The sequence below is a fragment of the Rickettsia endosymbiont of Orchestes rusci genome (assembly GCF_964030945.1).
GTDB lineage: Bacteria > Pseudomonadota > Alphaproteobacteria > Rickettsiales > Rickettsiaceae > Rickettsia.
On the sequence record NZ_CAXIQG010000004.1, the window covers coordinates 438348 to 451958 of the forward strand.

The window sequence follows — 13611 nt, forward strand, 5'->3', positions numbered from 1 at the left end:
ATGTTGGAATAGTCATCACTTTATAGAATTTTTAAAATCGCAGAGCTATAAAAAACCCATGCAAAACCTAGAGGAGTAAAGTAAAGTTTTACTGAAAAGTACCTAGTTTTTTCAAAAAAATATTACAAACGCCGATTTAGGGACACACCGTGAAACGGAGAATACCCTACGTTAAGGAATTATTGCTTAACTACCTTAGTCTAAATCTGATACTATAGTATATATTAATAGCTTATATTAAAACTTTCGTTTTATCCCACTAATTTCAAATCTTCAAAACTTGAGCTTATTTCATTAGACTCGTTTGTTTCTGTTGTTTCCAAGACTATATTATTTAAATCTTCGGAATTGCTTAAAATATCAATATCACTGTTAATGTCCTGATCACTATCAGTATTTTCATGTTTTGGTATATAAGGAACAATTATTGCATTAATTTCATTAGTGAGTACAATACCCATATCTAAAATATCTACCAAAATCTCACTAAGCTTTTTTTTAGCTGATTTTATTTTATAAAACTTATTTACATTATTTAAGTCGATAGGTTTTTCATCCATTCCGTTAAACTTTTTATAATAACTTATTAAAGTAGATAGAACTTCTGTAAAACCTTGAGGTGGTACCCTTTGTCTAGACAAATTTTTTAAATTTTAGAGGTGTAATTCTCCTTTATTAATGTATTGGTTTTTCAAAGTAAAGTTTGCATTTTCTATGTCATATAGCCTCTTGGTAATTTTCTAGTTTTTCTGCAAAATGTATCATTTTAGGTGTCTTATATTCAAGCGATTGATGAGGTCTTTGCTTATTATAAAATTCTATATAATCTCTGATAGCTATCTTTGCTTCACGTACCGTTTCAAGATCAAAACGATAAATCTTCTCTTGTTTCAAAGATCTCCAAAAACGTTCAATAAATACATTATCTAAGGCTCTGCCTTTGCCGTCCATACTAATAGCTATGCCTTGTTGCTCAAGTATTTGAGTAAAATCTTTTGATGTAAACTGTACTCCCTGATCCGTATTAAAAATGTCAGGCTTGCCATGTATAGATATTGCTTCATTTAGAGCTTCAATACAAAAATCATTTTCTAAACTAATCGACACCCGCCAACTCAAAATATAACGACTATACCAATCCATTATAGCAACCAAATATACAAAACCTTGCTTTAATCTTATGTAAGTAATATCTGCACAGTAAACTTGATTGGAGCAAACCACCTCTATATTATTTAATAGATATGGGTATACTTTATGAGCCTGATTCCTACGGCTTAAATTAATTTTTGGGTATACTGCTTCAATACCAAGTATTTTATAATATTTTCTTATCATCTTACGACTAACATTTAACCCTTCCGATTTTAGGACATGAGACATTCTTCTAGTACCATAATAGGGATGCTCTGTAAAAATCTCATCAATTCTGTTCAGTACTCTATACTCCTTATCATCTAAGGTATTCCTAGCTCGGTAATAGTAACTTGAGCGGTTTAAATCTAAAAGTTCGCATTGTCTTGCTATGGTTAATTTTGAAGCATAACTTATCATTTTTTTCCTAACCTCTAAATCCAAAGATACTAGATTTTTTTTTGAGCCAGTCTCTTTCAACTGTTAACTGGCCTATTTGCTCAAATAATGATTTAATTAAATCTTCTTGGCCGGTATCTTGTTGTTTAGATTTCGATTTAAATCCAGAAACCATAAAATCTAAAGCTTCTTTCTTCCATTTATAAATCTGATTAGCGTGAACACCATATTTGCTGGTAATTTGAGCTATAGTCATTTCTCCAGATATTGCTTCAATTGCTATTTTTGCTTTTTCTTCTGCGCTATATTTTTTAACTTGTTTTTTCATTTTTTGCTCCTTTTCCTAGGAGATATTATACCTACTTTTCTCTATTTTCTTGTCTAGTTTTTGGGTACCATTATAGTCATTTCTCCAGATATTGCTTCAATTGCTATTTTTGCTTTTTCTTCTGCGCTATATTTTTTAACTTGTTTTTTCATTTTTTGCTTCTTTTCCTAGGAGATATTATACCTACTTTTCTCTATTTTCTTGTCTAGTTTTTGGGTACCATTATAATATAGATACTTAATCATATTTATACGCTCTATAAGGTTCTGTCGCATCTGTGACACCTGTCTAGGATTTTCACTAAAACCTAAGATTTCAGACGTTATGATGCCATTAGCATTTTAAAATTCTCGAAAGTAGATACAAGCTCATTAGCTCCTACTATTTGTCCTTTTTGAATCATACGAATATTTTCTATACCAGCAATAGTAATCTTAGTACTACGAAAACTCTTAAAACCCAGCATTGGCTTAGTTCGTTTTTTAATAAATCTATGATCTTGCTCTATCAGATTGTTTAGATATTTATTTTGGAGTATTTTTATCCTTTGTCTCTCAGGTAGTTTTTTATTAAAGTCAGTGAGAGCAGAAGTATTACTACCACTTTTATCATATATGTTTCATCCATTCTCCAGCTATTTCCTACTGGCTTCTTACGTTTCCTAACCTCTTGATCTATCAAAGGAGAGAACTTAATTAACCATCTTTGAAGAGTTGCGTGATCTATTTTAGCTCCTCTGATACTTGCCCTCTCCTCTAATTCTCTATAACTTAATGAAAATCTACACTTCATATACACAAATAACATTATTATTTCAGGTGATGAGCAAAATCCTTTAAAATGTCTCAAGTGTCTTGGCGATATTTGGAATACCATACTGCTATTTTTTTAGCTCCATATACCACATATCATCATACTTGCCAATAGATGCGACAGAACCGCCCTTCTGCATTAAGTAGTTCATAACGCTTATACCATTTACGCAAAGTAAAACGTGAAATACCATAATGCGTACATACATTACCTGCATGATTTAACTGCTTATATAGCTTAATCTATAATGGACAAAAAAATCAAGACAAAAAAATCATGAGTTTAGTTGGTAATTTTGTTAAAAATTAGGGTGATTTAAGTTTTGTCTCAGTAAGTATACTTTAAGAGACGCATAAAACTCTTGTCTTAATTAATGTATCTTTGTATTATTATCATAATCTCTAAAGATATTATGAGATATATAGCCAAGCCGCTATAAAATAGTTACAGCGGCATCGTCAAGTTAAGTAAATTAGTGTCAAAAAGAGCTATATTTTTAGATTTTAGGCAGCAAGAAGTCTTTGAGTAGCTTCGTCCCAAATGGATTTAGCGGATGCAAATGCGATTCTTTGCTCAGGTGCTGTTTTAGTATATCTTCCAACATTTATGGCAAATATATTTCTGACTTTGCCCATCAGTGATAATATACATTGTGCTGAATTAGGATGCTTGAATTTAATTAATATTTTTTCCTTTCGTCGAGTTGGCTGATGAGCATTCTCAACACGGTTATTTAGTCTCTTATGTGTACGATGCTCAGTTTTAGGACACATAAGTTTAATCGGTTTAATGTAACTCCTGAGCTTATCAGTAACAATTACTCTTGGAGCTGGATAATTACCCAATAATTTTGATAAAAAGCGAATAGGTGTTCTGACGTAGAATCTCTTTTTTTTCCGGAAAAATTGTAAAAAAAATGTTTGGATAAGTTATTGAGAGTTTAATTTTCAGGTATTAGTAAATATTGACAATAATAAGAATAAGATTATTATTCAGGTACAGAAAATTCTGCTGTTTAACAAGTTTATTTTTTTGCATCTTTGGGCTGTTGGAGTCAAATATGCATTTACCGAAATTCATAAAGAAGAGTTGTAAGGGTATTAATAATTAAGATCGATATTTTCCAATATTTGCTTTATATTTATGGAATGATTTTTATTTTGAAACGTATATTGACCAAGAAAGTGAATATGATGATGCCAAGCAACGGGTGATATTTTTTTAATCATTGTTAGAAATCTTTTATTATTGGCAAGGTTTTCGTATTTCTCAAGAACTCCGGAGAGAATAATGGAGTTGTAGTAAATAATTGCCAGAGCAACAAGTCTACCGCATTGATTGCTAATTTCTATATCAATATCTGTTTTACCGTATAATTGTTTCTTACCGCCAACCTTTGAAATAGCAGCTCGTAATTGGTGATATGATTCAATTCTATTCTGCGATTTACGGACAATTTTCTGTAATTGGATATCCATCATATATTTAAGGGTATAAATACTTCTCACTAATTTGTCGTATTCAAATACGGCTTTACGCAAGCTGTTTTCCAGCGGTAAATGACATAATTTTTTAATTAAGTTAGCTTGATTCATCTCTTTAAGTGCTAAGGTAGCAACCAGTTGATCAATATTATTTTTTTGTTCGATAATCACTTGGAGGTTGATCTGCGCAATGGGTTTAATCAAGCAATTGGTATATTTTTTAATATCATCGCCGCAATAAAGATTTTTTAGTTGATCATTAAGGTTGGTGAATCTTGGGTTTAGTGCTACTCCGAACCACTTCATGATAGCAAAGTTTGCTTTATTTATAACATGCATATCACCGGTAATTACCTCCGGAATAATTTCTGAGGTGTTGTTGTACCAAATATCAAAGGCAAAATAACTTTCATGTTCATGGCTGCCGATAAGCTCACATTGCAAAGGCATATGATTTGCAAGTATAGTGTAGGCACTAACACCTTGACCTTCTCTTAAATACTTACGTGAATAACGTGCTTTTATATTAGGGGTGTCCAATTCAAATTTCTGACCGTCAACGCTGCTATAAATTAATTCCAAATCTAAAGAGTAGTAAGGAAAAATCTTAAGCTTTGAAATGGTGTTGCTCATTATGTCGGTTGCGTCTTTCAATGTTGATAACCGTAAATATTGCTGGTATGTTGTTTCAAGCGAGCAGTAAGAAATATCGCTAATTTGAGACATTTTATAATTCCCGTGGTTAAAAGCTTGAGCAAGAATCGTAGCTATTAACCTATCTTTATTATTTGACTCTTGTTTAGCATAACGTGGTTGTAAGGGAATAAAGGCTGATAAAAAGTTACAATCATCATTTACAAAATTCAATACATCACTGACATCGCAAACCGGCAATTGTCTAAAAAATTTATTTTTTAATTTTTCATCTTTGCTAGCTTTAACTTTATTCCAGCAAAGTTTCTCTTTTTTTATATTGTATTTTAAGTGTGTAAACTTTTCTTGTTTTAGATTTTTATTAAAGAGTAACCAAAGATCATGTAATTCTTTTGTTAAATTATCCAATTGTTGATCAATTGATTTTTGTAACCACGGGATATTTAATTTGTTTAAGATTTCTTCTTTTTGATTTATCACTACCAATTCATGATTAAAACAACGGTGATTGAGGCTATTTTCGATATAAAGCCCTCCTGTACTAATCTGTTTATTAATTTGGCAATAAACCCAATATTCATAACGATTACTATTAATAATTTTATTCTCTTCAGTATTACTCGCTAAAAGGTAACGTTGTAAATATTTTGGAATAGTGTCGTTTGGGCATTCATTAAAAGGTCTATTGGAAAGTTTTTGATTGTTTGTAAATACTTGGTGTAGCCAGTTAGCGGATTTAAGCCATGGGTTATTTGTTAATTCACTGGAAAAACTGAGCTTCATAAAGAGTGATCGTAAACTTTTTCTGTAGCTTTTTTGAGCTTTATCAATTTCTTGCCATTTAAACTCTTTTTTACGATATGGCTTATTAAGCATATTTTGCCCAAGAGCTTGAATATTTTCTTTGGGCATAATTTTAAAAGCACAGTTACGAACATTACCAAATAAAGTTACATCGTCAAATTGTTCATCTACATAAAGCAATGGCGTTGTTGCATGGCTGTTGTAAAGATGATTAGGAGTTTGTAAAAAAGGAAGAAAAAGAGAAGAGAGATTGAAAGAGTATAAAAGAGGTTGAAAGAGTAGAGTAGTTGCGCTATTAAGAAAGTATGATGAAAAAGTACAGACAACAGCGCAACTGGTCGTTATATAACCAGAAATTAAAGAAAATAGCAAGAATAGAATTTTTTATTTCCGAAGAGGCAATCGAAGGATGGCATTATAGAGGATATCGGAAGCCTGGAGGTAAAATAATATATAGCAAGCATGTAATAGAGTTATGCTTGTTAATGAAAGAATTTTATAAGCTAGCTTATAGGCAAACGGAAGGATTTGTAGAGTCAGTGTTAGAGAAGCTGGAAGTAAAATTAGCAATACCCGACTATACGACACTATCAAGAAGAGCTGGGAGTCTAAAGGTAAAAATACGAGACAAGAAGCAGCTAATAAATAGTAGAAAAGAAAGTATAACGGTAGCAATAGATTCAACAGGATTATCATTATATTGGTCGAGCGAATGGAGAAGGTTGAAACATAAAGAGAAGAAGCCCGGCTATGAGAAATGGCGGAAGCTGCATGTAGCAATTAATGTAGAAACTGGTGAGATATTAGAAGGGAAATATACAAAATCAACGGTTAATGATTGTGTAGAACTAGCGTCTCTTTTAGAAGCAATAGAAGAAGATATAACGGCAGTATGTGGGGATATGGCATATGATAGTGTGGACTGTCGGAAGGCAATTAAGCAATCAGGAGCAAGGCAGCTGATACCTCCAAAAAGAACAGCTAGAATATCTAGTAAGAATCGAAATATTAAGAAGGAAGATAGAGAAAAATTACAGGAAAGAGATGAAGCAATTAATTACATAAATTATAATAGTATAAACGGAGACAAGAGCCTTGCTCGCAAGTCTTGGAAGGAGAAAAGCGGTTATCATGCTCGCTCGTTGGTGGAGACTACGATGTGGCAAATCAAGAGTCATTGCCGCGATCGTTTAACCAATAAACGTGAAGATAGTAGGGCAACTCAGGCTAAAATTAAGTGCAAAGTTATCAATTTTATTAACGCCGCTTAACTTTTAGCGCCTCTTCCTTAACGAAGAGACTACTCTACTTGCGAGCCATGCAACAAAGCCCCGCCTACGCGGGAATGACATAATGGGGTGTAGGAATGACATCGAAAATTCGAGCCACGCAACAAAGCCCGCAGGCGGGAATCCAGGCTTTCTAGCTTTGTCATGCTGAACTTGTTTCAGCATCCTTTTAGTAGATCCTGAAATAAATTCAGGATGACTTTTTTGTTTTTTCTGGATTCCCGCCTTTAGCCACAGCTGTCCGAAGTTAAAAAATTAAGATTATTAAATAGTACTTTTTTTGCCGTTAATGCTAAAAATACTACTATTTTGATATATAATAGAGTGAAAAACCAAAACAGTTTCTCTATTTATTTTTCAACTTCGGACAGTTATGGCCTTTAGCTAGAATGACATCGAAAATTTGAGCCATGCAACAACGCCGATCCACACGAGCAATGCCTACCATGAAGTCAAGCTTCAGTAGACATCTTCAATATTTATCAAATCACTTATTTAATAATTCTAACATAGTTTTACCGATATCGGCGGGCGATCTGGTAATAGTCACGCCGGCACTTTGTAGAGCTTCCAGCTTATCCTCGGCAGAACCTTTACCGCCGGAAATAATAGCGCCTGCATGCCCCATTTTTTTACCGGGCGGGGCGGTAATGCCGGCGATGAAACTTACTATCGGTTTTTTTATTTTTGAATGTTTAATAAATTCAGCAGCTTTTTCTTCATCATCGCCGCCAATTTCACCGATTATAATAATTGATTTTGTTTCTTCGTCTCTTAAAAACATTTCAATACAATCAACGAAATTAGTACCGTTAACCGGATCGCCGCCGATCCCTACACAAGTTGACTGACCTAACCCCACCTCGGTAGTTTGCGCGACCGCCTCGTAAGTTAAAGTACCGGACTTTGAAATAACCCCGACTGAACCTTTTTTATGGATATGACCCGGCATAATACCGATTTTACACTCACTAGGGGTAATCACACCGGGACAGTTAGGTCCGATTAATCTGGTTTTAGAACCGATAAGCACCCGCTTAACCTTCACCATATCAAGCACCGGTATCCCTTCGGTAATACATACGACAATTTCAATGCCCGCCTCTATCGCCTCTAATATAGAATCGGCGGCATAAAGCGGCGGTACATAGATAACGCTGGCATTAGCTCCTGTTTTTGCCTTTGCTTCATGGACGGTATTATATACGGGCAGGTCAAGGTGAGTATGCCCGCCTTTGCCGGGAGTTACCCCTCCGACCATTTTTGTCCCGTAGATTATTGCTTGCTCGGAGTGAAAGGTTCCTTGTGAACCGGTAAATCCTTGACAGATTACTCTAGTATTTTTATTGATTAATATTGCCATTTTTAATATGCCATTTTAAAAAAATTATTATGTGTTTATACTGCTCGTAAATGAAGAGTTTGTCATACCGTAGTCAAGCCGACCTTGTTGCATGGCTCGAATTTTTGCAAAGTGTTTCGGTGTCATGCCGTGGCTTGACCACGGCATCCAGTCTTTTTATTAAGGTTTTTCTGGATACCGTGGTCAAGCCACGGTATGACACCGTACTTATAATAACCATAATACGGTAAATTATTAGCCATGCAACAACGCCGGTCACGCCACGGGGTGACACTTCCAACTCTACCTTATCGCTTCAACAATTTTACTTGCCGCATCCGCTAAGTCATGTGCGGGGATTATCTCTAAACCGGAATTAGATAAAATATCTTTTCCCTTTTCAACATTAGTGCCGGCAAGACGAACTACTAGCGGAACTTTTATACCGATCTCTTTAGCAGCGGCAATAATGCCTTCGGCTATAATGTCACAACGCATAATACCGCCGAAAATATTTACTAAAATACCTTGTACGGCTTTATCCGATAAAATAATTTTAAAAGCCTCTTTAACTCGTTCACGGTCAGCCCCGCCCCCGACATCAAGAAAATTTGCCGGCGTTGCACCGTAAAGCTTAATAATATCCATAGTAGCCATAGCAAGACCTGCTCCGTTTACCATACAACCGATATTCCCGTGCATCTTCACGTAGCTAAGTCCGGCATTTGAAGCTCTAGTCTCTAATGGGTCTTCTTCATCGTTATCACGCATAAATAGAATATTTGGATGCTTAAATAAAGCATTATCGTCAAAAGTAATTTTTGCATCTAAAGCAAGCAAATCCCCGTCTGTCGTGACAATTAAAGGATTAATCTCAATTTGCGCCGCATCGTTATCTATAAAAGCATTATAAATTGCTTCAATGATTTTCTTCATTTGTTTCACTTGATCATCTTTAAACCCTAATTCATAAGCAATGCCTCGCGTATGAAATGCTTGCAAACCTGTTGCCGGATCGACAAAAAACTTAATTATTTTTTCAGGGGTTTTATCAGCCACCTCTTCAATATCAACACCGCCTTCGGAAGAAGCTATAAACGCGATGCGGCTACTCGATCTATCAAACACGACGCTAAAATAATATTCTTTAAAAATATTCTTTCCTGATTCGATATAGAGGCGGTTAACCTTTTGTCCTTCCGGTCCCGTTTGGTGAGTTACTAAATTAATGCCGAACATATCATGCGCCACTTTTTTAGCTTCTTCTTTACTTTTTACAACTTTAACTCCCCCTGCTTTTCCTCTTCCGCCCGCATGTATTTGAGCTTTAACAACATATACGTCAGTATTTAAGCTATCAATAGCCGCATTAATATCTTGCGTTTTTGTGATTACTACACCGGTAGAGGTAGGCACTCCGTATTTTCTTAAAATTTCTTTTGCCTGATATTCATGAATATTCATATTTTACAATTTCTCTGAAGGATTAATTAGTAAATAGTATAATAATTTATCTTTAATCTGTAAAGATTTTATAGAGGATACTTCTCAATGTAATATTTATCCTTATCGCGTAAATCAAGAATTTTATAATTTTGATTAAATAACTTATTCGCTTTGTTTAAAGCATCGATATATTTTAAGGCTTCTTCAGTTCCTGATTCAGACATTTTAACTGTAATATTCCCCTCAAGATTTAAGTCCCATCTTCTATCTCCGCAGCGTACGGCAGACAAGGATTTAGTCATTAGAGCAGGATATTTTTTTAACTCCTCCACCAATTTACTAGCGTAAATATTGGCACCGTTACCGACCACATGTAATAAATGCGGGAAGGGTTCGATATTTTTAGTAATTTCATAACCTTCTTCATCAATTAGAAAAAGCTGTCTATTAATTTGCCAAATGGCAATAGGCTCGCGTTCAAATAATTTGATATAGACGGTATTCGGTAATCGCCTACCGACATATACGTCTTTAATCCATTTATTATTTTTTAAATTATTTCTAATTTCATTTAAGTTAAGGGCAAAAATAGGAGTATTCTTATCGGCATTTAAAACTTTTAATATATTAGATTCTAAAACATTTTGTTGCCCTTCTATTACGACATTTTCAAGCCTAAACCCCATATTTGCCGTCGATTCATAAATATTTTGAGCTATTTTAAGTTTGGTAGAAGCAAAATATTTTGTAAAAAAAAACAAAGCTATAAAAATAATTAGCGCAATTTTAACAATAAATATTATTCTAGTATAGACTAATCCAATCTTTCTACGAAGTGAGATATTAGTTTTTTTTACCTTATTTTTTTTGTTAGAGTTTTGTTTTTTTCTCATGAGTCAAAGCTTGCCGTCTTTAAAATTTCTTCAATTAAAGTTGTAAAATTTATGCCGTGATAGGTCGCTATTTCCGGTACGATCGATAAAGGCGTCATACCGGGATGGGTATTTATCTCAAGAACGATTAATTTATTTGTATGTTCTTCTAAAATAAACTCAACTCTTGCTACTCCCTTGCAATGCATGGTTTTATAGATTTTTTCAGATTTTGCAAGCAATTCCGAATATATTTCGGAAGGTATCGGAGCGGGGCATAAATGTTGCGCTAACCCTTCCGTATATTTTGTTTCGTAATCATAAAAACGATGCTTTAAAAGTTTAATTTCCAAAACTCCCAAGGCTTTGCCGTTTAAAACCGCTACTTGCAACTCACGCCCTTTTATATATTTTTCTATCATTATCTCATCGCCGTAAGGAAAATCATAATCGGCAAAGTCAAAATCATCATCCTCAAATATTACTTCAACGCCAATACTTGAGCCTTGTGTAAGGGGTTTGATTACATACGGTCGCTCTACTGGATCAGTCTTAATATTATCGGCTTTATTTACGATAATGCTCTCCGCCATAGCAATATTATTTGCCGTAAACCAAGCACGTGAATGTATTTTATTAAATGCTAAAGCAGAGGTAAGCATGCCGCTATGCGTATATGGAATCCGCATAATATTAAGTAATCCGGGCAAACAACCGTCTTCGCCGTATGTGCCGTGTAAGCAGTTAAAAACGATATCGGGCTTTATCTCTAAAAGCTTTACGGCAACATCTGCCCCCATATCTATAAAAGTAACTTTATAACCGGCTTCTAAAAGTGCTTTGCTAACACCCTCTGCCGACACCAGCGATACCTCTCTTTCGGCAGACATACCGCCGGCAACTATAGCAATATGTTTTTTACCGCTACTGCTTAATATTTCAATTTTAGAATTCTCTACCCAACATGTTTGATATTTATGCATGATTATTTTCTTATTTTTTACTTAAGAGCTACTCCGATGTCATACCGTGGCTTGTCTCCGACGGCATGGATCGAATTTTTGTAAAGCGTTCGATGTCACCCCGTGGCTTGCTAACTAGGTCCAGTCTTTTATTATTAAGATATTCTGGATTCCGTGAATAAATCACGGAATGACAGAAGAAATATCAAAGCCTAGCAACAAAGCCAGCTTGTCCACGGGATTCAGAAAAATTATAAAACAATTTCTTCATATAAATCATGCAACTCTGGATTTTTAGATTCAATTAAATTTAGTTTCCACTGTCTTTTATATTCTTTTAATAATTTTTCACGATTAATTGCAGCTATAATATCGTCATATTGCTCAAAATAAACTAATTTATTTATGTTATACTTAGAAGAAAAACCCTTAATTACTTTATGCTTATGTTCATAAATACGTTTTATAATATTTGAAGTAACTCCAATATATAATGTACCATTACGTTTACTAGCTAATATATATAAATAATACTGTTTCATTATATTATTAAATTTTCTGGATACCGTGGACAAGCCCACTACTGTACGAACGTTGAAAAAAGGCTGTGTCATGCCGTGACTTGATCACGGCATCCAGGAAAATAAAGCCATATTAGACTTATTTTAGAATCTTTTTATGGCATTATAAGCTGGATTCCGTGGTCGTAGCCACGGAATGACAGAATTTTTACCTCTTTATTTAAACGTTCGTACAGTAGTGGGACAAGCCACGGTATGACGCTGAAGACTTTTCTCAAACCATACCAGCAAGATCATAATTACCTAAGCATATTTCCCTATCCGTTTAATTTCCCACTCTAATTTTACGCCACTATCTTCAAATACTTTTTGTTGTACCAAATTCCCTAAATCTTCGAGTTCCTTAGCAGTTGCGTTACCGTGATTTATCATAAAATTACAATGAAGTTCTGAAATAGAAGCATCGCCTATTCTATACCCCCTAAGACCTGACTTGTCAATAAGTTGCCAAGCTTTCATAAAATGTTGAGTTGTCATACCGGGGCTTGACCCCGGTATCCGGTCTTCTTTTTTCCGGACCCAGTTAGCAAGCCACGGGGTGACATTATTAATTTGTTTGCCTGCAGGATTAGCAAAAGTACTTCCTCCCGTACGCTCTTTGATCGGTTGAGTTTGTGATCTTGCGTTATTTATTTCATTCATTCGCTTTGTTATATCTTCTTCGCTACCTGCTTTAGTTTTAAAAATAGCTTTAGTTATAACTATATCTTTCGGTAAATTGTTACCACGATATTTAAAACCTATTTCCTCATTAGAAAAAGTTAAAGATTTTCCGAAAAAATCAACTGCCTCTATTTCTATTATGATATCTTTAAATTCGGAGTTATAAGAGCCGGCATTCATCGCTACGCCGCCGCCGATAGTACCGGGGATACCTACTAAAAACTCAAAACCGCTAATTAAATTAGCCTGACAAAATTTAGCAAGATTATAGTTAAGGCAGCCGCTACCGACCGCAAGGTGGTTATCTTTAGTAAGCTCGATATTAGTAAAATTTTGTCCAAGCTTTATTACATAGCCTTCTATCCCGCCGTCTCTAATAATTATATTGGAACCCGCGCCCAAAATCGTTACCGATAATTCTTGGTTATTTTGCTGTAAAAAACTTATTAAATCATCAATGTCGGCGGGCTTAAAAAATATCTCGGCATTGCCGCCTACTTTAAACCAAGTCAAATGTTTTAAATTATAATCTCTTCTATACTCACCTCGAATTTTAGGTAGTTTCATAAAAAGCACCGAGAGATGTCATTTCCGCGAATACATTGTTGCGTGGATACCCTAAACGTCATTGCGAGGAGGCATTTATGCCGACGTGGCAATCCAGTTAAATATATTTTTATACTAAACTTGTTTAATATTCTAATTAAATCCCTCATTATATTCAGGATAGCCTGGATTGCCACGCCGCTTGCAGCGGCTCGCAATGACAGGTTTTTTATTAATTTTCGATCCACGCAACAACGCTTCGCGGAAATGACATCGGATATGAAATCTATAATA

At 34.7% G+C, this 13611-nt stretch carries 18 protein-coding genes and 1 pseudogene; 1 reads left to right on the plus strand and 18 read right to left on the minus strand.

Translation table 11 applies throughout. The features are described 5' to 3' along the window. Positions 1–251: 251 nt before the first annotated feature. From AAHM91_RS05905 to AAHM91_RS05935, 7 genes and pseudogenes are all read right to left on the minus strand, one after another. Positions 252–560, minus strand: coding sequence for a hypothetical protein (locus tag AAHM91_RS05905; RefSeq protein ID WP_342270187.1), 309 nt, complete (start codon positions 558–560; stop codon positions 252–254). A gap of 157 nt (positions 561–717) precedes the next feature. Beyond that, a complete protein-coding gene (locus AAHM91_RS05910) occupies positions 718–1554 on the minus strand; it encodes an IS3 family transposase (RefSeq protein ID WP_342269489.1) in 837 nt (278 codons plus the stop codon). Between the two features lie 7 nt (positions 1555–1561). Further along, entirely contained in the window at positions 1562–1861 is a 300-nt protein-coding gene (locus AAHM91_RS05915; protein WP_045812944.1) for a transposase, read from the minus strand. Positions 1862–2183: 322 nt separating this feature from the next. Then, positions 2184–2737 (minus strand): annotated as a pseudogene (locus AAHM91_RS05920) (IS6 family transposase). Between the two features lie 35 nt (positions 2738–2772). Further along, positions 2773–2916: a helix-turn-helix domain-containing protein gene (locus AAHM91_RS05925; protein ID WP_341794162.1), complete on the minus strand. Its 144-nt coding sequence runs from the start codon at positions 2914–2916 to the stop codon at positions 2773–2775. Positions 2917–3177: 261 nt separating this feature from the next. Beyond that, the gene (locus AAHM91_RS05930; protein WP_342257186.1) at positions 3178–3600 is read right to left on the minus strand and encodes a DDE-type integrase/transposase/recombinase; all 423 of its coding nucleotides are present in this window, start codon (positions 3598–3600) and stop codon (positions 3178–3180) included. Between the two features lie 174 nt (positions 3601–3774). Continuing rightward, on the minus strand, positions 3775–5796 hold the full coding sequence (locus AAHM91_RS05935; protein WP_342270188.1) for a Tn3 family transposase: 2022 nt from the start codon (positions 5794–5796) through the stop codon (positions 3775–3777). Between the two features lie 125 nt (positions 5797–5921). Here AAHM91_RS05935 and AAHM91_RS05940 point away from each other — a divergent pair, with 125 nt between their 5' ends. Continuing rightward, positions 5922–6887, plus strand: a complete 966-nt coding sequence (locus tag AAHM91_RS05940; protein WP_342269693.1) for an IS5 family transposase — start codon at positions 5922–5924, stop codon at positions 6885–6887. A gap of 29 nt (positions 6888–6916) precedes the next feature. On the opposite strand, the gene AAHM91_RS05945 is transcribed toward AAHM91_RS05940, so the two are convergent. The 11 genes from AAHM91_RS05945 to AAHM91_RS05995 all read right to left on the minus strand — a co-directional run bounded on the left by AAHM91_RS05945 (position 6917) and on the right by AAHM91_RS05995 (position 13565). Continuing rightward, the gene (locus AAHM91_RS05945; protein WP_341794067.1) at positions 6917–7051 is read right to left on the minus strand and encodes a hypothetical protein; all 135 of its coding nucleotides are present in this window, start codon (positions 7049–7051) and stop codon (positions 6917–6919) included. Positions 7052–7392: 341 nt separating this feature from the next. Beyond that, positions 7393–8268 carry a succinate--CoA ligase subunit alpha gene (sucD, locus tag AAHM91_RS05950; RefSeq protein WP_341794066.1) on the minus strand — a complete coding sequence of 292 codons (876 nt, stop codon included), beginning with the start codon at positions 8266–8268 and terminating at the stop codon, positions 7393–7395. 73 nt (positions 8269–8341) lie between these two features. Beyond that, positions 8342–8548 carry a palindromic element RPE4 domain-containing protein gene (locus tag AAHM91_RS05955; RefSeq protein ID WP_410526084.1) on the minus strand — a complete coding sequence of 69 codons (207 nt, stop codon included), beginning with the start codon at positions 8546–8548 and terminating at the stop codon, positions 8342–8344. A 2-nt stretch (positions 8549–8550) separates the two neighbouring features. After that, entirely contained in the window at positions 8551–9711 is a 1161-nt protein-coding gene (sucC, locus tag AAHM91_RS05960; protein ID WP_253307715.1) for an ADP-forming succinate--CoA ligase subunit beta, read from the minus strand. A gap of 68 nt (positions 9712–9779) precedes the next feature. Continuing rightward, positions 9780–10586 (minus strand): cell division protein FtsQ/DivIB, encoded by an 807-nt coding sequence (locus tag AAHM91_RS05965; protein ID WP_253307716.1) that lies wholly within the window; start codon positions 10584–10586, stop codon positions 9780–9782. Beyond that, the gene (locus AAHM91_RS05970; protein ID WP_342270189.1) at positions 10583–11548 is read right to left on the minus strand and encodes a D-alanine--D-alanine ligase; all 966 of its coding nucleotides are present in this window, start codon (positions 11546–11548) and stop codon (positions 10583–10585) included. The genes AAHM91_RS05965 and AAHM91_RS05970 overlap by 4 nt, the downstream gene beginning before the upstream one ends. 28 nt (positions 11549–11576) lie before the next feature. Then, complete coding sequence (locus AAHM91_RS05975; RefSeq protein ID WP_342270190.1) at positions 11577–11714, minus strand: hypothetical protein; 138 nt, start codon at positions 11712–11714, stop codon at positions 11577–11579. A gap of 64 nt (positions 11715–11778) precedes the next feature. Next, positions 11779–12069, minus strand: coding sequence for a GIY-YIG nuclease family protein (locus AAHM91_RS05980; RefSeq protein WP_342270737.1), 291 nt, complete (start codon positions 12067–12069; stop codon positions 11779–11781). Positions 12070–12203: 134 nt separating this feature from the next. Continuing rightward, the gene (locus AAHM91_RS05985; protein ID WP_341794063.1) at positions 12204–12326 is read right to left on the minus strand and encodes a hypothetical protein; all 123 of its coding nucleotides are present in this window, start codon (positions 12324–12326) and stop codon (positions 12204–12206) included. A gap of 25 nt (positions 12327–12351) precedes the next feature. Further along, positions 12352–13338: a UDP-N-acetylmuramate dehydrogenase gene (gene murB / locus AAHM91_RS05990; RefSeq protein ID WP_342270191.1), complete on the minus strand. Its 987-nt coding sequence runs from the start codon at positions 13336–13338 to the stop codon at positions 12352–12354. Beyond that, positions 13335–13565, minus strand: a complete 231-nt coding sequence (locus AAHM91_RS05995) for a hypothetical protein (protein ID WP_342270192.1) — start codon at positions 13563–13565, stop codon at positions 13335–13337. The genes murB and AAHM91_RS05995 overlap by 4 nt, the downstream gene beginning before the upstream one ends. Positions 13566–13611 lie beyond the last annotated feature (46 nt).

Excerpts from the sequence above, each read along its gene's own strand:
- AAHM91_RS05905 (WP_342270187.1), bottom strand. The coding sequence starts at position 560 with ATGGATGAAAAACCTATCGACTTAAATAATGTAAATAAGTTTTATAAA.
- AAHM91_RS05910 (WP_342269489.1), bottom strand. The coding sequence starts at position 1,554 with ATGATAAGTTATGCTTCAAAATTAACCATAGCAAGACAATGCGAACTT.
- AAHM91_RS05915 (WP_045812944.1), bottom strand. The coding sequence starts at position 1,861 with ATGAAAAAACAAGTTAAAAAATATAGCGCAGAAGAAAAAGCAAAAATA.
- AAHM91_RS05940 (WP_342269693.1), top strand. The coding sequence starts at position 5,922 with ATGATGAAAAAGTACAGACAACAGCGCAACTGGTCGTTATATAACCAG.
- AAHM91_RS05945 (WP_341794067.1), bottom strand. The coding sequence starts at position 7,051 with ATGACAAAGCTAGAAAGCCTGGATTCCCGCCTGCGGGCTTTGTTGCGT.
- sucD (WP_341794066.1), bottom strand. The coding sequence starts at position 8,268 with ATGGCAATATTAATCAATAAAAATACTAGAGTAATCTGTCAAGGATTT.
- sucC (WP_253307715.1), bottom strand. The coding sequence starts at position 9,711 with ATGAATATTCATGAATATCAGGCAAAAGAAATTTTAAGAAAATACGGA.
- AAHM91_RS05965 (WP_253307716.1), bottom strand. The coding sequence starts at position 10,586 with ATGAGAAAAAAACAAAACTCTAACAAAAAAAATAAGGTAAAAAAAACT.
- AAHM91_RS05970 (WP_342270189.1), bottom strand. The coding sequence starts at position 11,548 with ATGCATAAATATCAAACATGTTGGGTAGAGAATTCTAAAATTGAAATA.
- AAHM91_RS05980 (WP_342270737.1), bottom strand. The coding sequence starts at position 12,069 with ATGAAACAGTATTATTTATATATATTAGCTAGTAAACGTAATGGTACA.
- murB (WP_342270191.1), bottom strand. The coding sequence starts at position 13,338 with ATGAAACTACCTAAAATTCGAGGTGAGTATAGAAGAGATTATAATTTA.